The following is a 19,628-nucleotide window of genomic DNA, read 5'->3' on the forward strand; positions in this document are numbered from 1 at the left end:
CCCTCTGGTCCCAAACCAGATGCGCTACCAGACTGCGCTATGCCCCGACTTAATTCGAGAAGTCATCCCCGAAGAAGGCGAAATAATACGTGGTTAGAATTTAAGAGTCAATCACTGTTTTGATATTTTTTGCTGTTCAGCTCACATCATGCGATCATAGCCGCTTTTGCATAAGCGGGAATGATGAATGAGCGCAAAGATTATCGATGGCAAGGCAGTTGCAGCTGACCTGAAACAACAATTGAAATTAGCGACGGCAGAACGATTAGCAGAAGGAAAACGTCGTCCAGGTCTTGCGGTCATATTGATAGGCGCTAATCCGGCATCGCAGGTCTATGTAGGTAGCAAACGAAAAAGCTGTGAAGAAATTGGATTCAAATCTGAAGCCTATGATCTTCCAGAAACAGCGACCGAAGAAGAGTTACTCTCTCTGATTGATAAATTAAATCAAGATGACGATATTGATGGCATTCTGGTGCAATTACCTTTGCCTCAGCACATTTCTGCGGAAACAGTGATTGAACGAATCGCCCCACATAAAGACGTCGATGGCTTCCATCCATATAATATCGGCCGTCTCGCTCAACGTAATCCACAACTCAGACCATGTACACCAAAGGGAGTGATTACCCTACTACGCACTACCGGAGTCGATCTCAAAGGTCTCGAAGCTGTGGTAGTAGGTGCCTCTAATATAGTTGGTAGGCCTATGGCACTGGAATTATTATTGGCTGGCTGCACTACCACCGTTTGTCATCGCTGGACAAATAATCTCGAAGAGCAGGTTCGTCGTGCTGACTTATTAGTGGTCGCCGTAGGTAAAGCGGGTTTTATTCCTGGTGAATGGATAAAACAAGGTGCCATCGTCATTGATGTCGGTATTAATCGCTTGGAAAATGGCAAACTCACTGGTGACGTAGAGTTTGAAAAAGCCAAAGAAAAAGCCAGTTGGATAACCCCCGTACCAGGTGGTGTCGGTCCTATGACCGTGGCGACACTTCTGGAAAATACCTTATTTGCTGCAGAAACTTTGCACAAAGACTAGCTCTGTAAGCGCCTGCTAGAAAGCAGGCGCTTATATTCACTACACACGACGCCAGCTGGTTTTACCAGCCGCATCTTCAAGCACGATACCCATTTCCGTCAACTCATCGCGAATCTCGTCAGCACGAGCCCAGTTTTTATCCGCTCTGGCCTGATTACGTTCAACCACTAAGCTATCGATATAATCAGCTTGTTGATCAGAGTCGCCATCTCCGGTCAGGAATTTGTCTGCATCTTGCTGAAACAAACCAAGTACCTCACCAAATGATGATAACAGGCCAGCAAGATAAGCCACATTATCTGATTGACCTTGCTCTCTCGCCTTGTTTATCGCTTGTCTGACATCAGCCATCACTGACAGCGCTAATGCGGTATTGAAATCATCATCCATAGCCGATTTGAATCGTTGACCGTATTCCTCATCATCCTGCCAACGAACACTTTCTGCCGTATCCACATCACGCAAAGTCGTGTAAAAGCGGGTTAATGCAGATTTGGCTTGATCCAGTTGATCTTCAGCATAATTCAAAGGACTACGATAATGACTCGAGAGAATAAAATAACGAATCGCCTCGGCCGGATACAGCGCTAACACTTCACGCACCGTGAAGAAATTGCCCAGAGACTTAGACATTTTTTCATCGTCTATACGAACAAAGCCATTATGCATCCAGTAATTGACTGACTGACAATCGTGAGCGCCTTCGGATTGTGCTATTTCATTTTCATGATGAGGGAATTGTAAATCCTGTCCACCACCATGAATATCAAAGCGCTCACCCAAGCAGTGTGCTGACATCGCTGAGCATTCAATATGCCAGCCAGGTCGTCCTGGTCCCCAAGGTGATTCCCAAGCAGGTTCATCAGCTTTGGCCGCTTTCCACAAAACAAAATCAAGAGGATCTGTTTTCGCTTCATTGACTGCAATTCGTTCACCAGCGCGTAAGTCTTCAATATTACGACCAGATAATTTGCCATAACTGTCGAATTCGCTGACGTCATAATACACATCGCCATTATCGGCTTTGTAGGCCAGCCCTTTGTCCATCAAGGTCTCAATCATCGCCAGAATTTCTGCCATTGATTCAGTTGCCTTAGGCTCAAGATCAGGTCTGAGAACACCCAAAGCATCTGCATCCTTATGCATTTCTTCAATATAACGCTCAGTCAAAGATTGAATAGATTCGCCATTCTCTGCTGCACGTTTAATGATTTTGTCGTCAATATCCGTAATATTTCTCACGTAGGTCACGTTATAACCTAGTGCACGTAAGTATCGGGTCACAACATCAAAAACAACCATTACCCTTGCATGACCAACGTGACATAAATCGTAGACCGTCATACCGCAGACATACATGTTGACTTTGCCTTCATGTATGGGAGTGAAAACATCTTTCTGTCTGGTAAGGGTGTTATAGATTTTTAGCATATTAGTTATTCTTCGACGTATCTTCTTTTAAACTGATAGTGAGATTAAATACCGGAGAGTCAGCGGTGTGATCATAACGGTCGCTAACAAAATAGCCTTCTCGCTCAAACTGAAAAACCGTTTCTGGTTTACAATCCACTATAGCAGGCTCTGCAAGTGCTTTAATCACTTTCAATGACTCAGGGTTCACATCATCCAGATAATTACCCGTTTCTTTGCCAGGTGCTTCGGCCAAAAACAATCTATCATACAAACGTAGTTCGACTTCTTTGCCTTCTGTTGCTGACACCCAATGAATGACGCCTCGAGGCTTCATTTCAGGTGGTGGATTCTGCCCCACGGTATCATGCACTAATGAGGCAATCACTTCTATCACGTCACCGCTATCATTTTTAATAACGTCATCCGCTTTGATTACATAGGCACCACGCAAACGCACATAGTCCCCTATCACTAAGCGTTTGAATTTTTTTCGGCTCAGACTGGTGTCTTCAGTAAAATCGGACGCATCGATATAAATCGTTTGGGTAAATGGTATTGAGCGGTGACCCATAGACTCTTGCTGCGGATGATTCGCGACTTCAAGCCATTCAGTGTTGTCAGCGGCATTAGTGATCGAGACTTTTAATGGGTTGAGCACGCACATGGCCCGTGCTGCGTTTTCATTCAAGTCATTACGAATTTCAAATTCCAACTGTGCAATATCCACCACACCGTCTGTTTTGGCTACGGCAAGTCCATTACAAAAAGCGCGAAGAGCTGCTGCGGTATAGCCACGTCTTCTCATACCTGAGATGGTTGGCATTCTCGGATCATTCCAACCAGCGACAATTTGATCATCAACTAGTTGTTTCAAATTACGCTTACTGGTCACTGTGTAGTTCAGATTCAACCGTCCAAACTCATATTGCTTTGGCTTGGAAGGTACTGGCAGGTTTTCAATAAACCATTCATATAAAGGACGATGGTCCTGAAACTCCAGTGTACAGATACTGTGCGTCACCCCTTCAATCGCATCGCCCTGACCATGAGCAAAGTCATAGCTAGGATAAATACACCATTTGTCACCGGTTTGGTGATGTGCTTTTTTACGTATGCGATAAAGAATCGGATCACGCATATTCATATTCGGAGAAGCCATATCAATCTTCGCCCGCAGCACACAAAAACCTTCGTCAAACTCACCCTGCTTCATTTTCTCAAACAAAGTCAGGTTTTCTTCAACACTACGGTTACGGAAAGGTGACTCTTTACCTGGCTTGGTTGCCCAGCCGCGATATTCGCTGGCTTGTTCAGCGGTCAGATCGCAGACATACGCTTTACCCTGTTTGATGAGGTGAATAGCCCAAGCGTAAAACTGTTCGAAATAATTAGATGCATAATGTACATCCCCTGCCCATTGAAAGCCCAGCCATTGCACATCATCCTTGATAGCTTCAATGTACTCCTGTTCTTCCTTAGCTGGATTGGTATCATCAAAGCGTAAGTGACAGTCACCGCCGAACTCTTCAGCTAAACCGAAATTCAGACAGATAGATTTCGCGTGACCAATATGGAGGTAACCGTTTGGCTCAGGTGGAAAACGTGTGACGATTTTGCCAGTCACCCTTCCCGTATCAATATCTTCCTGAATGATAGGACGAATAAAATTATGATTAACAGCAGACTCGGACATATTGAATGACAAATTTTTTATGAAAACGCGCATTATACGCTCTCCGTTAGGCTGGGTAACAGCGCTGTTTTTCATCCTGATATAGAAAACCGCTAAATCCTGAACGATTGTTCTTTCATATAGCCCCATTGTCGATTCACATTGAATCCCCTGTTTGTGATAGACATAGTTCAGTTATTACAAGATAGCGACCTGTTTATTCCCATCAGCCCCCATATTGCTCTATCATGTTGTGTTTGAAATTGATCCGGGCCCTTTCCGTTATGATCAGACATTTTACGCAAATATTGCTATGGCTATTTGCCACTTTTTCTTTTTCAATACAAGCAGATGGGATATCCAAAATGCCACAAGTCAAACTTGAAACCAGTCATGGTGACATCGTTATCGAACTCAATGAAGATAAAGCGCCTGTCACTGTTGCCAACTTTCTTAACTATGTTAACGAGGGTTTCTATGACGGTACGATTTTTCACCGTGTTATCAAAAATTTTATGATTCAAGGCGGTGGTTTTACTCAAGAATTCCAACAAAAACCCACCAAATCAGCCATTGAGAATGAAGCTGACAATGGTTTGAGTAACAAGCGAGGCGCTGTTTCTATGGCGAGAACCAATGATCCTCATTCAGCCACTGCTCAATTTTTTATTAACACTGTCGACAATGGCTTTCTTGATTTTCAGGGTAAAGTACCCAGCGGTTGGGGCTATGCCGTATTTGGTGAAGTCATTGAAGGTATGGATGTCGTCGACTCGATAAGAGAAGTCGATACAACTATGCGTGGACCACATCAGGATGTGCCTGCTGAAGACATCATTATCATTAAAGCCAGCGTCATCAATTAATCAGATAAAACCTGCTTGTTGTTACACAAGCAGGTTTCTTTCTTATGACCAAACTATTTATCTCTGACCTTCACTTAAATCCTGCCAAGCCTGAATTAACCACGCTAGCCTGTCAGTTTCTTCAACAACAGGCTGATGCTGTTTCTGAGATTTATATTCTGGGTGATATTTTTAATACTTGGTTAGGAGATGACTTAGTCCCTGCTGAGTTTTCTGATTTCACCGACACTCTGCGTTCATTGACCAAAGCCGGAATAAACCTTTATCTGATGGTGGGTAACCGTGATTTTATGCTCGGTAAAGCATTCGCAGACGCTGTGAATGCCACATTGATTAAAGACGGCTTCGAGCTCGATTTGGCAGAGACACCAACCCTGTTATTACATGGTGATAGTTTATGTATTGATGATGTCAGCTATCAACGTTATCGAAAAGTGGTGAACAATCGTTTTCTGCAATGGTGCTTTTTAAAGCTCCCCGCCCGTTTTCGCCAAAAAATATCCGACAAAATAAAACAACAAAGTCAGCAAAAGAAACAATATAAATCCAGCCAAATCATGGATGTGAATCAGGCCGAAGTTGAGAAAGTGATGTTTGAGAGTAATGTCAGACTACTGATTCATGGTCATACCCATCGTCCCGCCATTCATCAAGTTAGATTGAGAGACAATCAAGATGCCTATCGCGTTGTATTAGGTGATTGGGAAAATAAAGTCAGTTATCTTTTGGTCGATGATCAGCAACTCACATTACATGATCACCGACTAGATAATCAGCAGCAAACTTTACGATTGCGATGAATTTTCGTCCAGTACCTGAATCAACTTTTCAGGTGGCAAATAGCCAGGCAAATTCTGGCCAGACTCGAGAAAAATAGAGGGAGTGCCTTGTACACCCAGTTGCTGACCTAATTCGAACTCAGCTTTTACCGGATTAGCGCATGTCTTTGTAGGAATTTCCTGACCCTGTTTTGCCTTGGTCATAGCTTTCTGTCTATCGGCCGCACACCATACATTGACAGCATCATCATAAGATTTAGACCCTATCCCACCTCGCGGGAAAGACAGATATCGGACTCGAATGCCCAAATCGTTGTATTTCTCCATTTCAGCGTGCATCTTACGGCAATAGCCGCAATCAATATCAGTAAACACAGTAATGGTGTATTTCGCTTTTTGGGGACCGAAGATAATCATATCTTTTTCATCAAGCTTGGCTAAAGCATCTTTACGTAAACTCACCCGACGTTGTTCAGTAAGATTGATTCTTGAATCCAATGACACCATGTCACCCTGAATCACATAACGGCCATCTTTAGAAAAATAGAGAATTTGACCATTAATAACGGCTTCATAAAATCCAGTATCGTCTACCGCTTTTAGGCTAGTAACTTTTACATCGGGTAATGACTTTTCTATCTTTTTACGGAGCTCATCATTATCGGCGTGGACGACACTGACACCGAACAAAGACAGTACTAATATGGCATATTTCAACATGGAGTTATTAATCTCTAAAGTTATTAAACTGTAATGGCATATCGATTTTATCGTGACCTTTTAGCATGGCAATAATAGATTGCAGTTCATCACGCTTTTTTCCCGTTACTCTGACGCTCTCGCCTTGAACCGCTGCTTGCACTTTCACTTTACTTTCTTTGATGAGTTTAACAATCGTTCGGGATAAGTCTTTGTCGATACCTTCTCTTACTAAGACATCCTGTTTACGCATTTTACCGTTACCTACAGAATCTTTGACTTCTAAACAGCTGACATCAACGCCTCGCTTGACGAGCTTGAGTCGTAAAATATCGAGAAGTTGATCTAACTGGAAATCACTATCTGCATGCATTGTGAGCACTTTGTCAGACTGCTCTACTTTGGCATCAGTTCCACGGAAATCAAACCTGTTCTTTAACTCTCGGTTTGTTTGGTCCACTGCATTGGCAAGTTCATGTTTATCGACTTCAGAAACGATATCAAAAGAAGGCATCTGTTCACCTGATTGCGCTATAAAATCGAGCCAGTTTAGCATTAATGTTTGATAGCGTCAGGCTTATCAACTCTTAGCCACGCGGGTGGTGCTGGCCGTGTAATTGTTTTAATCGCTCTTTGGCTACGTGAGTATAAATTTGTGTTGTGGATAAATCAGAATGACCGAGTAATAACTGCACGACCCGTAAATCTGCGCCATGATTGAGTAAATGTGTTGCAAAGGCATGTCTTAATGTATGGGGTGACAAATGCTTATCAATACTTGCTTGGCTGGCATAACGTTTAATGATGTACCAAAAGGCCTGCCGAGTCATTGCCTTGCCTCGGCGAGTAGGGAATAAGTCATCCGTGATTTGCCCATTCAATATCGCAGGCCGACTTTCGTAGAGATAGTCCTGTAACCAATCCAATGCAATTTCACCAATGGGCACCAAACGTTCCTTGTTTCCTTTGCCAATACAACGAATCAGACCTTGCCGAAGATTAACTTGCTCTAACTGCAATGACACCAGTTCAGAAACCCGAAGTCCTGCTGCGTAAAGCAGTTCTAGCATTGTTCTATCTCGTAAGCCAAGAGCATCAGTAATATCTGGTTGAGCTAATAACGCTTCGACTTCTGTTTCCGTCAGACTGTCAGGTAAAGATCGACCTAGTCTTGGTGAGTCTAGCTGGGCCGTCGGATCGGAATCACGAATATCTTCACGCAATAAATAGCGGTAGAATCGTCTCAGAGAAGATAAAAGTCTGGCTTCACTTCGGACTTTTCTTCCTTCGCGTAAGCGCTGGCTTTGATAGCGTTGGATATCTAATTGCGTGGCTGAGACTAAATCAATATCAAACTGATTCAACCAGGCAGAGAAGGCTAATAAATCTCTACGGTAAGCGTCCACTGTATGTTGACTTAGCCCAGATTCTAACCATAAGCTGTCTAGGAAAGGTTCAAGATAATAAGAAGGTTGTGGCTCGCTCATATAACTACTGTTAAATATCCGATATTTAATAGTAACAACTAAGCAATAAAAAAGGGCAGTGTGTACACACTACCCTTTCTTTCCAATCGTCTGTTATGACAATTCGGATTATAGCTTTTCTTTAATACGTGCTGCTTTACCAGTCAAATCACGTAAGTAGTAAAGTTTAGAACGACGGACATCACCGCGACGTTTTACTTCAACACTGGCGATTGAAGGGCTGTGTGTTTGGAAAACACGCTCAACACCGACACCACTAGAAATTTTACGAACAGTGAATGCTGAGTGCAGACCACGGTTGCGTTTAGCAATAACGACACCTTCGAACGCCTGTTCACGTTCACGGTCGCCTTCTTTGATTTTAACTTTAACAACAACAGTATCACCCGCTGAAAATTCAGGGATATCCTGTCTCACTTGTTCAGCGTTAAGCTGTTCGATAATGTTACTCATTGTTAACTCCCAACTAATCCTGCCCGCTCTCGGCAATAAACTCTTTTAATAACGCAGCCTGTTCATTAGTCAACGTGTCTTTGTCTAATAAATCAGGTCGTCGCAACCATGTTCGTCCCAAGGACTGTTTGAGACGCCATTTACGAATTGCTTCATGGTCGCCTCCCAGCAATACCTCGGGTACTGACTGGTCATCTAAAACTTCTGGTCTGGTGTAATGTGGGTAGTCCAGCAAGCCAGCTACAAAAGAATCTTGCTCTGCAGACTGCTCATCACCTAATACACCGGGTATCAACCTGGCCATGCCATCGATCATCACCATGGCTGCCAATTCTCCACCACTAAGGACGTAGTCACCTATCGACCACTCCTCATCAATTTCTTTTTCTATCAAGCGTTCATCAACGCCTTCATAACGCCCGGCCAGCAGAATCAACTTCTCTTTACCAACCAGTTGTTGCAGACTTTCCTGGTCCAGTTTTCTGCCCTGCGGTGAGAGATAGATAACCGTTGCATCTTCACCCAGCTTTTCTTTTGCTGATGATATTGCCTCTTGCAGAGGCGCAACTTTCATTACCATACCAGGACCACCGCCATATGGCCTGTCGTCTACAGTTCGATGTCGGTCATAAGCAAAATCTCGCGGATTCCAGTAGTCTACTTTCAATAAACCATTTGTTACCGCTCTGCCTGTTACACCGTAATGAGTAACCGCATCAAACATTTCAGGAAAAAGGGATATCACACCTAAGTGCATTATCCGTCTCCCATCAATAGTCTTTACTCCAATCAACTTGGATTAGTTCTTCATCCAAATCGACCAGTTTTACAATCTCATCCACAACAAAGGGAATCAATATCTCAGTTTTATTGCCTTCAGCTTTAACAACCAACACGTCATTTGCACCGGTTTCAAGCAGATGGTCAACTTTTCCTAATATTTCTTGCTGAAGATTGATTACGGTCAGACCTTCTAAGTCATTCCAATAAAACTCATCTTCATCAACAGGTTCCAGTTGAGATTTTTTAATCGCCAACTCAGCACCAAGTAGTGGCTGAACCTGATCGCGGTCTGTGACGTTCTCAATTCCCATCACAACCCCTTTTCCTTGCAAACGGCCTCCAGATACTTTTATCTCAAGCCATTCACCACGTCTTGATAAAAACAGTGGTGAATATTGCAGGATATTCGCCCTAGGTTCAGTAAAAGAATACACTTTGACCCAACCTTTGACGCCAAAGGCACCGGATATTTTACCTACCGGGATAAACTCCTCGGATGTTGACATATCCTAGCGCCCTTGCGATTTATGCTGCTTTTTGTGCTTCTTCAATCAGCTTAGCAACGCGTTCTGATGTTTGCGCGCCTTGGCTGATCCAATGAGCAACACGGTCTAAGTCAACGCGAAGCTTTTCTTCTTGACCACGAGCAACCGGGTTGAAGAAACCAACGCGTTCGATGTAACGACCATCACGCTTGCTGCGTGAGTCTGTTACGACGATACCGTAAAAAGGGCGTTTTTTTGCGCCACTGCGTGTCAATCTAATTGTTACCATAATTTAGCCCGTTGAAAACTGGATCGGAAAACCGTCGTATTCTACGCAACTCTCCGATATTTGAAAAGTCCTTTTAACACTTATTAGAAAGGAAGGCCTCCACCCATCGGAAATTTACCACCTAAACCTCTCATCATTTTGGCCATCCCGCCTTTAGAACCCATCTTCTTCATCATTTTTTGCATCTGGCTAAACTGTTTTAGAAGACGATTCACATCTTGAATTTGTGTGCCACTCCCCGCGGCAATTCTTTTTTTGCGCGAGCCTTTAATAATTTCAGGCTTTTGTCGTTCTTTCTTCGTCATGGAATTGATAATAGCTTCGAGCTTGGCTAACTCTTTATCATTCACCTGCTGTTTAGCCGCAGCCGGAATATTCCCCATGCCAGGCATTTTTTCCATTAAAGAACCTATTCCGCCCATCTTGCCCATTTGGCGCAATTGTTCCTGAAAATCTTCCAGGTCAAAGCCTTTACCTTTTTTCAGTTTATTAGCCAGCTTTTCTGCCGAGCCAACATCCATTTTACGCTGAGCTTCTTCGACCAATGACAGCACATCGCCCATTCCGAGGATTCGTGAGACAACACGATCAGGATGGAAAGGTTCAAGTGCCGCTGTTTTTTCACCCACCCCCATAAACTTAATGGGTTTACCAGTAATATGTCTTATTGATAAGGCAGCACCACCACGAGCATCACCATCTGTCTTAGTGAGAATGACCCCTGTCAGGGGTAAGGCTTCATTAAATGCTTTTGCGGTATTCGCGGCATCTTGGCCGGTCATACTATCGACGGTAAATAACGTTTCAATCGGATTAATAGCAGTATGAATCTGCTTAATCTCATCCATCATGTCATCATCGATATGCAATCGACCAGCCGTATCAATGATGACCACATCGACATAATCTCGCTTTGCTTGCTCTATGGCATCACGAGCGATATCAACCGGATTTTGTGAAGACTGGCTGGGGAAAAATCGAGCATCAACTTCTTTTGCAAGTGTTTCTAATTGATCAATCGCGGCAGGTCGATAAACGTCCGCACTAGCGACCATGACAGATTTACGCTCACGTTCTTTTAGCCATCTGGCTAACTTCGCCACACTGGTTGTTTTACCTGCACCTTGTAGGCCAGCCATTAAGATTACAGCGGGTGGCTGGGTATTAAGATTCAGTGATGAAGAGCCATCGCCCATGACAGCGACGAGTTCATCATTAACGATTTTTACTAAAGCCTGACCTGGCGTTAAACTACGGAGAACATCTTGCCCCATCGCGCGTTCTTTGACATTTTCAATGAACTCGCGCACCACGGGTAGAGCGACATCAGCCTCAAGTAATGCCATACGTACTTCACGAAGTGTTTCTTTGACATTTTCTTCAGTGATACGTCCCTGACCACGAATTTTTTTGAGTGTACTGCCGAGTCTATCGCTTAAGCTATCAAACATAGATCACCTTGTTAGCTGATGATGTCCTAATAAGAATTTTAGGATTAGTTAATTCAATACACCATTATAACTGATATATTGTTTCGGTCATTGTTACATCGTTATATTATTGAAGTAATAGGGTAAAAAAATTAGGTTCAAGGATCACACATAATTATGGCAATAGCGAATGCATTAGCATTTCTACTTTATTTAAGCAGTAGCGTTATTCTTATCAGACGTTTTGTACAAAAGGATCCAACGTCAGTCAATGCCAGTATCCCCGTTGGGATTTTGATCATCATGGCATTACTTTTTCATGGCACAGATATCTTTTTTACTATGAAAAATGCTGGAGGTTGGGAACTGGGTCTGTTTACAACGTTTTCACTGACCACTTGGCTGATGGCATTTATCGCGTTGATTATCGGTTTTCGTTTACCTAACGCGCATCCAGGCATTATTGTCTATCCTCTGGTGGCCTTGAGCTTGATGCTAAAGGTGGAGCTCCCCTCTCCTGAGCCTCCATCTATCTCTCAACCCGCATTGGAATGGCATATACTATTATCGCTTGCCGCTTATAGTTTTTTTATGCTCGCTGCCATACAAGCCATCATCCTAGCGGTCCAGGAAAAACAACTTCATCAACGTCACCTGAATGGGTTAATCCGGAAACTACCGCCCCTACAAACGATGGAACGGGCCCTCTTTCAACTCTTGAGCAGTGGCTTTGTACTATTGACGCTGGGCTTGATTACCGGCCTGATGTTTGTTGATGATCTCTTTGCTCAACATCTTGTGCACAAGACCGTCCTATCTATCATTGCCTGGTGTGTATTTGCCAGTCTGCTTTGGGGAAGATGGCGATATGGCTGGCGCGGACAAACAGCAGTGAAATGGACACTTGCTGGATTTATTTTTTTGTTACTTGCTTATATGGGCAGTAAATTCGTTCTTGAATACTTAATGAGCTAACGGTTTATGCTAGAAGAAACCTCTATATTGGTTCTATTCCTTATCCTGTTTTTTTTATTGTTTCTGTCGGCATTTTTCTCAAGCTCAGAAACGGCGTTAATGTCACTCAACCGTTATCGTCTGAGACATTTAGAACAAGAAGGTCACCGTGGCGCGGTGATTGCCAGTCAGCTATTAAATCGCCCCGACAGACTGATCGGCCTCATTCTACTTGGCAATAATTTCGTCAATATCCTCGCTTCAGCTATCGCCACAGTCATTGGCATAAAACTGCTTGGTGAAAACGGTATCGTTGCCGCCACGTTTGCACTCACCCTTATTGTGTTGCTTTTCGCGGAGGTCACACCAAAAACACTGGCAGCCTTACACCCTGAAAAAGTCGCTTTTCCAGCCAGCTTTGTATTGAAACCTCTACTATTCTTGTTATACCCACTTGTCTGGTTCACAAATGGTATTACCAATAATATGGTCAGACTGTTTGGTGTCTCACCTGAACAAGCGGCTACTTCTGCGATTAATACTGAAGAACTGCGGGTCGCACTAATGGAAGCGGGTAGCATGATTCCGACACGTCACAAAGACATGCTGATGAGTATCCTTGATCTGGAAAAAGTGACAGTGAATGACGTCATGGTGCCAAGAAATGAAATCGAAGGTTTGGATATCAATGCCCCCTTTCCTGAGATTGTGCAACAACTCTCTCATTGTGGTCATACCCGTTTACCTGTTTATGAAGACAGTATGGATAATATTGTGGGTATTCTTCACCTACGCAAAGCCTTACATCTCATCTCCCAGAATAATCTCACTCTGGACAGTCTCCGCAGTATCATTAAAGGCGCTTACTTTGTTCCAGAAGGCACGCCTTTAAATACACAACTCATCAACTTCCAAAGAAATCGCCGTAGAACAGGGCTGGTTGTGGATGAATATGGCGATCTATTAGGCCTGATAACACTGGAAGATATTTTCCGGGAAATCGTAGGTGAGTTCACTGCTGATACCATTGACGAAGACAAAGATATTCATCCACAAAATGATGGCAGTTATCTTATCAACGGTACGGCCAACATTCGCGAAATAAATCGAAATAATACCTGGGACTTACCAACAGATGGCCCTAAAACCATCAACGGTCTCGTGCTTGAGTATCTGGAAAGTATCCCTGATCCTGGCGTCAGCGTTCGAATGGGAGAATACGTTATTGAGGTCATTCAGACATCAGATAACGCCATTAAAACTGTACGTATCAGACATTTACAGTCTGAACTGGAACAGGAAGAATAAACTTGTCGCTCAGATATATAAAATTATCTGGTCTGAGCGAAAGTGAAAGTCGTGCCTTAAAATCGATGTTACGTATCGCATCGCCCTTACTCACTTGTCAGTGGAGTATTACAGAAAAAGATGATGCTGATTTAGAAATTTATAGTTTTGACTCAGCTGCAGGGCTCAAAGCGTGGAAAAGTCATTCCTCCACCCTGGCCGCACTGTTGACTCACCAGTCTGAGCATAACGATGCCATTGATATCATTTTCAAAAAACCGCTACATAAAACCCAGTTTGCTGAAACACTAAACCTGGCAGCAGAACAATTGTCAAAGCACTATTTGCAGTTAGCAGATGAGACTAATTTACAACCAATTCAAACCGATAAAAAAAGCTGGCTCAGCAAAATTACAGACTTTATACGTATTCAAAAAAGACCCGCGCCCCACCTTCCTGCATTGAACTTGCAAGTCATTACGCATGAAACAAGTACGGCTTCAGCAATAAAAGATCCAGCATTACTACTGATATGGATCAACCAACTACCCCATGATTTTTATCAACGAGTCCCTTCTTTATTAAGCAACCTGAAAGCGCTTCTTCATCAGAAAATCAAACCAGGCCTCTTATTGCAGCTATTAGAAATGTATCGGGCTCAGGTCAACGAACTATTGTTCACCCGAGATATCGCCGCAGTAAAGCGTGATTTATATATCAACACGGAAAGTCTTCGTACGATAAGCCTGATAAACGAGCTCATCAGTTTGCTGTCCATAGCCTATCAACAAATCATTCAGGTTCATTACCAACGTGGGAAAACGCCACTTGCTAATCCAATCATGTTGTTGGCACTGAACAGAACGGCTGAGATGCTTAGCTTGCAGTTACTTCATAACTTTCAGTACTACCGGCTAGCCCCAACTGGCGCCTGGAAACAGCTGCACGAAATGCTTATCTATCAAGAACAAGCACAAACTTTACATCAGGACGTCTCCGTTAAACCTTATTATCAAAGTCGTAGTTTTTTCGAAATATATGGCCAGATTGTTCTGACTGCATTGACCGATCCTTATAGTCAGATGAGGTTTGATGTGCTGCGCTTGTACAGACTTATGGCGCAATTCACCGATAAGGTTGTGATCGACAGCATGTCTGAACAGCAAAGTAAGGTAAATAGTCGCTTCTTACTACTGGGGCACTTCTGCATTGATGCTAAGCAGGATATCTGTCCACAACCACTTCATAAAACAGACATACCAATAAGACATGACCCAACAAGTCGGCGTCTGGACACACAAGCCGTATTAAGAGCCATTGAATCAACGTTACGCGATGCAAAAAGTCATCGTACACAGACGGTTATGTCGTCGGAATTGAGACTGGTCAAACATATTATTCCTCAACTCAACACAACTTATGAGCGACGTTTTGAACGTATCAGAGTACAGTCATCCAAGCCCATACATATTAGTTTAGGTCTAGAGTCAGTTCATCAAAGCCTTCAAGGTAATGTCGTCAATGCGCTGGAGTGGCAATTAATTAATAAGAGCCAGACAGGGTTGATGGCAAAGCGCGCGAATAAAGGCTGTTATCACCTAAATATCGGTGATTTTGTGGGTATTTTCGAAAAAAACAGCCTTCTTATGCTGGCTGTCATCAAATGGTTACAAATTGATATCCATAATGACGTCCAGATTGGGCTTGAACAAATAGAGGGACGACCAGTTCCTGTAAAATGCCACCCCGAGAATGATGAGGAAGCACATCCTGGTTTGTTACTGGAGACAGAATTTGATTCTCGCTCACACATCATTTTGACAGACAAAGGCTTATTCTCACCCAAAAGAAAAATACGGCTCGAAGGGCAAAATCTATCTAATTCAATTATTGCTAATGGGCTTATCGACAGCAGTTTGGATTATGAAATTTTCAATTACAGCCTCAATCTTGGTTCATAAATGCGTGTCGATCGCATATCATGGATGGACTTGTCGAGATAAAAACTCAAAAACGGAATACCAATATGCGTACCTTTATAAAAATTGTCGTCTTTTTAATCGTTATTGTTATAGCAGGCCTTATCGCTCTGCCATTTTTCATCGATCCTAACGACTATAAAGATGAAATTTCACGTGAAGTAGAAAAAGTCACTGGACGAAATTTGACTCTACAGGGTGATATTGGTTTATCGGTGTTTCCCTGGATTGCCCTCGATCTAGGTCCGCTGTCACTAAGCAATGCAGAGGGTTTTAAAGCAGATACATTTGCTAAAGTTCAGGCCGCAGAAATTCGTATCAAGCTTATTCCGCTACTAAAAAAGCAGTTAGAAATGGATACCATCATCCTCGATGGTCTTGTACTTAATCTTGAAACAGATAAAAGCGGAAAAACCAACTGGGATGATCTGGTTAAGCCTGATGCCACAGAAGAAGCAACAGCTACCGAGACGGAATCTACAGCTGATTCTGATGAACAATCCAGTCCCGCATTACAAACCATCACCGTTGCTGGCATCAAACTCAGCAATGCTAATATTCTCTGGTCAGATGCGTCTAAAGGAGAAAGTTATCAGTTACGTAATCTTAATCTGACAACGGACCCTCTCGAACCAGGCGTTCCTACGGCTGTTGATATGGACTTTGATGTCATCAGCACAAAACCAGAAGCCAAAGCGCATGTCACACTGACAACCAATGCTGCTGTGGACATGGAGAAACAGCAATATGCCTTAGAGGGCTTCTCATTCTCAGCCATTGCAGAAGGTAAAGAGCTGGCTTTCAATCAGGCTGATTTATCTCTGAAAGGTGATCTTAAAGCGGATCTAGCAAAACAATGGGTGGAAGTAAGCGACCTCGCGCTAGCAGCCAAAGCATCAAATAACCAGCAAAAAGTGGATGCCAAATTAACGGGACAAGTCACTTCCAATCTGGCTACCCAGCAATCCAATATCGATAATTTAGATATCACTGCCACCATTCAGGATCCAAGCTTACCTGATGAACAAGCTGAATTTCACCTGACCAGTGGCATCAAAGCTGATTTAAAACAAGAAACCCTCACCGTGTCTGCTCTTGTATTAAAACTGCAGGATTTACTCCTTGAAGGGGATATTCAGGCGAGAGATATCCTCAAAGAGAAACCGACCTTTGCAGGCAGCATTCATATCCAACCTTTCAGCTTAAGAAAACTGGCATCTGATATGAAAATCGAATTGCCTGAAATGAGCGATGAATCCACACTGGAGAAAGTCGAACTTCGTTCAGAACTGAGTGGTTCTATCAATCAAATTAATCTAAAACAGCTGGCTCTGACTTTGGATCAAAGTAATCTGACAGGACAATTTGCTGTAAGCAATTTCAGCAAACCTGCGTTCAATTTCAATCTGAAACTGGATCAAATTGATGCAGATCGCTATATGCCGCCTGCAAAAGAAGAAAAAGAGACAGATAAAACTCCAACCACAACTGACAACGCAAACAAAGCAGCGACAGCTGAAGAAGCTCTACCACTGGATGCATTACGCCAAATCAATGCGAAAGGCAGCATTGATATTGGCAAATTAAAAGCCACAGGCCTGAACAGTGAAAATATTCATATCTCCATTGATGCCAACGATGGCGTGGTTAAGCTGACCCCACTTAAAGCAAACTTATATCAAGGACAATACAACGGTAATATCATTCTTGATGCACGCAGTGACGCATTAAAACTGTCACTGAATGAACAAGTAAAAAATGTTCAGGCTGGCCCCTTACTCAAAGACATGACCGGGGATGCCAAAATCAGTGGAACCGCCAATGCAAATGCCAAGTTAACAGGCTCTGGAGCCACTGTTTCACAAATCAAGCAGACCCTGACAGGTAATGGTGGCTTTGCTTTTACAGACGGTGCATTGCAAGGTATCAATATTGCCGAAATTATTCGTAAAGCCAAAGCGGCTTTAAAAGGTGAGTCACTGCCTGCATCTGACGCGCCCGTTCAAACTGACTTTTCCAGTATGTCTGGCACGTTTACGGCAAACAATGGTGTTATCAACAATCAGGATCTCGCCGTTAAATCCCCTTTGCTGCGTATCGATGGCGCCGGCAAAGCAAACCTGGCAAATGAAACACTAGACTATGGCTTAAAAGTCGCTGTCGTCGGAACAAGTAAAGGTCAAGGCGGTAAAGAGCTTGAAGAACTTAAAGGTGTGACCATTCCCATCAAAATCACTGGCACATTCTCAGAACCTAAACCCACCGTGGACCTCGCTAATCTTGTCAAAGATAAAGCAAAAGAAGAACTCAAATCTAAAGCAGAAGAAAAGCTTAAAGAAAAACTGGGAGATGATTTAGGCGGTCTTCTTGGTGGCAAATTAGGAGGTTCAAAAGCCAAGTCTGAAACTCAATCAACAGAGGCGGAGAATGCAACTGATGCTGAGTCTGAAGAAGAAAAGTCCTCTGATAAAAAATTAGAAGATGCCGTCAAAGATAAATTGAAAAACTTCTTCTAAACGCTAAATACTCTTTTCGTATCTGCCCGCCTTGATACACCATCAGGCGGGCTTTTAATTTGAAAAACATGACAAAACCTTTCCATTTCGCTGATGCATTACTCGACTGGTTCGATCACTACGGTCGTAAGAATCTGCCCTGGCAACAAAATCCAACGCCCTACCACGTCTGGTTGTCTGAAATCATGTTGCAGCAAACGCAAGTTTCCACTGTCATTGATTACTACACACGATTTATTCAGCGCTTTCCCAGCGTCTACTCATTAGCCGAAGCAAAACAAGATGATGTTTTAGCGTATTGGTCAGGTTTAGGTTACTACGCCCGTGCTCGTAATTTGCACAAAACAGCTCAAATAGTCAGCGCAGACTACACCGGCGCTTTTCCAGAAACGTTAGAAGAACTGATCAATCTACCAGGTATTGGACGCTCTACCGCGGGTGCGATTCTGACACTCGCCTATCACCAGAAATATCCTATTCTAGATGGGAACGTGAAACGCGTCCTGACACGTTTTTTTGCGATAGATGGCTGGCCTGGCAATAAAAAAGTAGAAGATAGTTTATGGGAAAAAGCGGAATCACTACTGCCCGATAAACGTATTGCTAATTATATTCAGGCACAAATGGATTTAGGGGCAACACTTTGCACACGAAGTAAACCGGACTGCCCACGTTGCCCATTACAATCCCACTGTTTAGCCTATAACAATGGTAACCCCACAGCTTATCCAGAAAAAAAACCTAAAAAAGCCATCCCTACCAGAACATGTTATTGGCTTGTCTGTCAGAATAACGATGAGTTGTTTATGGAGCAAAGACCTTCAACGGGTATCTGGGGCGGTTTATGGAGTTTTCCAGAGCGTCCGGATAAGCAGGATCTGATGGCTTATTGTGAGCAGACTTTGCATTTTTCTATCGATGGCATTGAAGAGTTACCTGAAATGACGCATGTGTTTAGCCATTTCAGATTAATGATTCGACCACTCTTAATAAAATCACGTATTAATGCTGTGACCGACAACAGCATCGGCAACTGGTATAAAATAAACGACATTATGCAACTGGGTCTTCCGGCACCAGTGCGTTCTTTTTTACACACTTTACAATAGAGGCAAATATGGCACGCACAATACACTGTGTAAAACTTAACAAAGAAGCCGAAGGTTTAGACTTCCCCCCTTACCCTGGTGAAATGGGAAAAACGCTTTATGAATCTGTTTCAAAAGAAGCATGGCAAATGTGGTTAAGCCAACAAACCATGCTGATTAACGAATATAGGCTGTCACTTGCCGATCCTAAGTCGCAAGCATTTCTGAAAACTGAAATGGAAAAATTCTTTTTTGGTGAGGGTTCGGCACCTCCAGCAGACTTTGTTCCAAAAGGATAAAATCCGCAAACCAATCAAAAAAATGAGGGCTGTTAGATTTAACGGCCCTTTTTTTATTTATCACCAAAAGCTATTACATTGCCAATAAATATATATAAAACAAT

19 protein-coding genes are annotated in these 19,628 nt (G+C 43.0%); 9 read left to right on the plus strand and 10 right to left on the minus strand.

What is annotated here, in order from left to right:
• The first annotated feature begins 187 nt into the window (after positions 1-187).
• Positions 188-1,045, plus strand: a complete 858-nt coding sequence (gene folD, locus B3014_RS09000; RefSeq protein WP_289244013.1) for a bifunctional methylenetetrahydrofolate dehydrogenase/methenyltetrahydrofolate cyclohydrolase FolD — start codon at positions 188-190, stop codon at positions 1,043-1,045.
• Positions 1,046-1,084: 39 nt separating this feature from the next.
• Here folD and cysS read toward each other — a convergent pair whose 3' ends face one another.
• Positions 1,085-2,476 carry a cysteine--tRNA ligase gene (gene cysS / locus B3014_RS09005; protein ID WP_289244014.1) on the minus strand — a complete coding sequence of 464 codons (1,392 nt, stop codon included), beginning with the start codon at positions 2,474-2,476 and terminating at the stop codon, positions 1,085-1,087.
• A 1-nt stretch (position 2,477) separates the two neighbouring features.
• On the minus strand, positions 2,478-4,151 hold the full coding sequence (locus tag B3014_RS09010) for a glutamine--tRNA ligase/YqeY domain fusion protein (protein ID WP_289244053.1): 1,674 nt from the start codon (positions 4,149-4,151) through the stop codon (positions 2,478-2,480).
• A gap of 344 nt (positions 4,152-4,495) precedes the next feature.
• Between B3014_RS09010 and B3014_RS09015 the strand changes: the two genes are divergently transcribed.
• Together B3014_RS09015 and B3014_RS09020 are read left to right on the plus strand one after the other, a co-directional pair.
• Positions 4,496-4,996 carry a peptidylprolyl isomerase gene (locus tag B3014_RS09015; RefSeq protein ID WP_289244015.1) on the plus strand — a complete coding sequence of 167 codons (501 nt, stop codon included), beginning with the start codon at positions 4,496-4,498 and terminating at the stop codon, positions 4,994-4,996.
• A 44-nt stretch (positions 4,997-5,040) separates the two neighbouring features.
• Complete coding sequence (locus B3014_RS09020; RefSeq protein ID WP_289244016.1) at positions 5,041-5,796, plus strand: UDP-2,3-diacylglucosamine diphosphatase; 756 nt, start codon at positions 5,041-5,043, stop codon at positions 5,794-5,796.
• Here B3014_RS09020 and B3014_RS09025 read toward each other — a convergent pair.
• The 8 genes from B3014_RS09025 to ffh all read right to left on the minus strand — a co-directional run bounded on the left by B3014_RS09025 (position 5,782) and on the right by ffh (position 11,422).
• Positions 5,782-6,495 carry a DsbC family protein gene (locus B3014_RS09025; RefSeq protein ID WP_289244017.1) on the minus strand — a complete coding sequence of 238 codons (714 nt, stop codon included), beginning with the start codon at positions 6,493-6,495 and terminating at the stop codon, positions 5,782-5,784. The genes B3014_RS09020 and B3014_RS09025 overlap by 15 nt on opposite strands.
• 7 nt (positions 6,496-6,502) lie before the next feature.
• Complete coding sequence (locus B3014_RS09030; RefSeq protein WP_289244018.1) at positions 6,503-6,988, minus strand: YajQ family cyclic di-GMP-binding protein; 486 nt, start codon at positions 6,986-6,988, stop codon at positions 6,503-6,505.
• Positions 6,989-7,061: 73 nt separating this feature from the next.
• Positions 7,062-7,961 carry a site-specific tyrosine recombinase XerD gene (gene xerD / locus B3014_RS09035; protein WP_286305433.1) on the minus strand — a complete coding sequence of 300 codons (900 nt, stop codon included), beginning with the start codon at positions 7,959-7,961 and terminating at the stop codon, positions 7,062-7,064.
• Between the two features lie 108 nt (positions 7,962-8,069).
• Positions 8,070-8,414 (minus strand): 50S ribosomal protein L19, encoded by a 345-nt coding sequence (gene rplS, locus B3014_RS09040; protein ID WP_286305434.1) that lies wholly within the window; start codon positions 8,412-8,414, stop codon positions 8,070-8,072.
• A gap of 13 nt (positions 8,415-8,427) precedes the next feature.
• Positions 8,428-9,171: a tRNA (guanosine(37)-N1)-methyltransferase TrmD gene (gene trmD / locus B3014_RS09045; RefSeq protein WP_289244019.1), complete on the minus strand. Its 744-nt coding sequence runs from the start codon at positions 9,169-9,171 to the stop codon at positions 8,428-8,430.
• 13 nt (positions 9,172-9,184) lie between these two features.
• The gene (rimM, locus tag B3014_RS09050; protein WP_286305436.1) at positions 9,185-9,703 is read right to left on the minus strand and encodes a ribosome maturation factor RimM; all 519 of its coding nucleotides are present in this window, start codon (positions 9,701-9,703) and stop codon (positions 9,185-9,187) included.
• A 19-nt stretch (positions 9,704-9,722) separates the two neighbouring features.
• Entirely contained in the window at positions 9,723-9,971 is a 249-nt protein-coding gene (rpsP, locus tag B3014_RS09055; protein WP_286305437.1) for a 30S ribosomal protein S16, read from the minus strand.
• An 83-nt stretch (positions 9,972-10,054) separates the two neighbouring features.
• Positions 10,055-11,422 carry a signal recognition particle protein gene (ffh, locus tag B3014_RS09060; RefSeq protein WP_286305438.1) on the minus strand — a complete coding sequence of 456 codons (1,368 nt, stop codon included), beginning with the start codon at positions 11,420-11,422 and terminating at the stop codon, positions 10,055-10,057.
• Positions 11,423-11,578: 156 nt separating this feature from the next.
• Here ffh and B3014_RS09065 point away from each other — a divergent pair, with 156 nt between their 5' ends.
• From B3014_RS09065 to B3014_RS09090, 6 genes are all read left to right on the plus strand, one after another.
• On the plus strand, positions 11,579-12,376 hold the full coding sequence (locus B3014_RS09065) for a cytochrome C assembly family protein (RefSeq protein ID WP_289244020.1): 798 nt from the start codon (positions 11,579-11,581) through the stop codon (positions 12,374-12,376).
• A gap of 6 nt (positions 12,377-12,382) precedes the next feature.
• Entirely contained in the window at positions 12,383-13,663 is a 1,281-nt protein-coding gene (locus tag B3014_RS09070) for an HlyC/CorC family transporter (RefSeq protein ID WP_289244021.1), read from the plus strand.
• A 2-nt stretch (positions 13,664-13,665) separates the two neighbouring features.
• The gene (locus B3014_RS09075) at positions 13,666-15,603 is read left to right on the plus strand and encodes a hypothetical protein (protein ID WP_289244022.1); all 1,938 of its coding nucleotides are present in this window, start codon (positions 13,666-13,668) and stop codon (positions 15,601-15,603) included.
• 65 nt (positions 15,604-15,668) lie between these two features.
• Positions 15,669-18,137, plus strand: coding sequence for an AsmA family protein (locus tag B3014_RS09080; protein ID WP_289244023.1), 2,469 nt, complete (start codon positions 15,669-15,671; stop codon positions 18,135-18,137).
• A gap of 68 nt (positions 18,138-18,205) precedes the next feature.
• The gene (gene mutY, locus B3014_RS09085; protein WP_289244054.1) at positions 18,206-19,246 is read left to right on the plus strand and encodes an A/G-specific adenine glycosylase; all 1,041 of its coding nucleotides are present in this window, start codon (positions 18,206-18,208) and stop codon (positions 19,244-19,246) included.
• Between the two features lie 8 nt (positions 19,247-19,254).
• Positions 19,255-19,524 carry an oxidative damage protection protein gene (locus tag B3014_RS09090; RefSeq protein ID WP_091713471.1) on the plus strand — a complete coding sequence of 90 codons (270 nt, stop codon included), beginning with the start codon at positions 19,255-19,257 and terminating at the stop codon, positions 19,522-19,524.
• The last annotated feature ends 104 nt before the right edge of the window (positions 19,525-19,628 follow it).

It is taken from the genome of Methylophaga sp. UBA678, from assembly GCF_002299105.1.
Classification (GTDB): Bacteria; Pseudomonadota; Gammaproteobacteria; order Nitrosococcales; family Methylophagaceae; genus Methylophaga; species Methylophaga marina.

What these genes read in the sequence shown, in the direction of transcription:
- folD (WP_289244013.1), top strand. Translation starts at nt 188, where the DNA reads ATGAGCGCAAAGATTATCGATGGCAAGGCAGTTGCAGCTGACCTGAAA.
- cysS (WP_289244014.1), bottom strand. Translation starts at nt 2,476, where the DNA reads ATGCTAAAAATCTATAACACCCTTACCAGACAGAAAGATGTTTTCACT.
- B3014_RS09010 (WP_289244053.1), bottom strand. Translation starts at nt 4,151, where the DNA reads ATGTCCGAGTCTGCTGTTAATCATAATTTTATTCGTCCTATCATTCAG.
- B3014_RS09015 (WP_289244015.1), top strand. Translation starts at nt 4,496, where the DNA reads ATGCCACAAGTCAAACTTGAAACCAGTCATGGTGACATCGTTATCGAA.
- B3014_RS09020 (WP_289244016.1), top strand. Translation starts at nt 5,041, where the DNA reads ATGACCAAACTATTTATCTCTGACCTTCACTTAAATCCTGCCAAGCCT.
- B3014_RS09025 (WP_289244017.1), bottom strand. Translation starts at nt 6,495, where the DNA reads ATGTTGAAATATGCCATATTAGTACTGTCTTTGTTCGGTGTCAGTGTC.
- B3014_RS09030 (WP_289244018.1), bottom strand. Translation starts at nt 6,988, where the DNA reads ATGCCTTCTTTTGATATCGTTTCTGAAGTCGATAAACATGAACTTGCC.
- xerD (WP_286305433.1), bottom strand. Translation starts at nt 7,961, where the DNA reads ATGAGCGAGCCACAACCTTCTTATTATCTTGAACCTTTCCTAGACAGC.
- rplS (WP_286305434.1), bottom strand. Translation starts at nt 8,414, where the DNA reads ATGAGTAACATTATCGAACAGCTTAACGCTGAACAAGTGAGACAGGAT.
- trmD (WP_289244019.1), bottom strand. Translation starts at nt 9,171, where the DNA reads ATGCACTTAGGTGTGATATCCCTTTTTCCTGAAATGTTTGATGCGGTT.
- rimM (WP_286305436.1), bottom strand. Translation starts at nt 9,703, where the DNA reads ATGTCAACATCCGAGGAGTTTATCCCGGTAGGTAAAATATCCGGTGCC.
- rpsP (WP_286305437.1), bottom strand. Translation starts at nt 9,971, where the DNA reads ATGGTAACAATTAGATTGACACGCAGTGGCGCAAAAAAACGCCCTTTT.
- ffh (WP_286305438.1), bottom strand. Translation starts at nt 11,422, where the DNA reads ATGTTTGATAGCTTAAGCGATAGACTCGGCAGTACACTCAAAAAAATT.
- B3014_RS09065 (WP_289244020.1), top strand. Translation starts at nt 11,579, where the DNA reads ATGGCAATAGCGAATGCATTAGCATTTCTACTTTATTTAAGCAGTAGC.
- B3014_RS09070 (WP_289244021.1), top strand. Translation starts at nt 12,383, where the DNA reads ATGCTAGAAGAAACCTCTATATTGGTTCTATTCCTTATCCTGTTTTTT.
- B3014_RS09080 (WP_289244023.1), top strand. Translation starts at nt 15,669, where the DNA reads ATGCGTACCTTTATAAAAATTGTCGTCTTTTTAATCGTTATTGTTATA.
- mutY (WP_289244054.1), top strand. Translation starts at nt 18,206, where the DNA reads ATGACAAAACCTTTCCATTTCGCTGATGCATTACTCGACTGGTTCGAT.
- B3014_RS09090 (WP_091713471.1), top strand. Translation starts at nt 19,255, where the DNA reads ATGGCACGCACAATACACTGTGTAAAACTTAACAAAGAAGCCGAAGGT.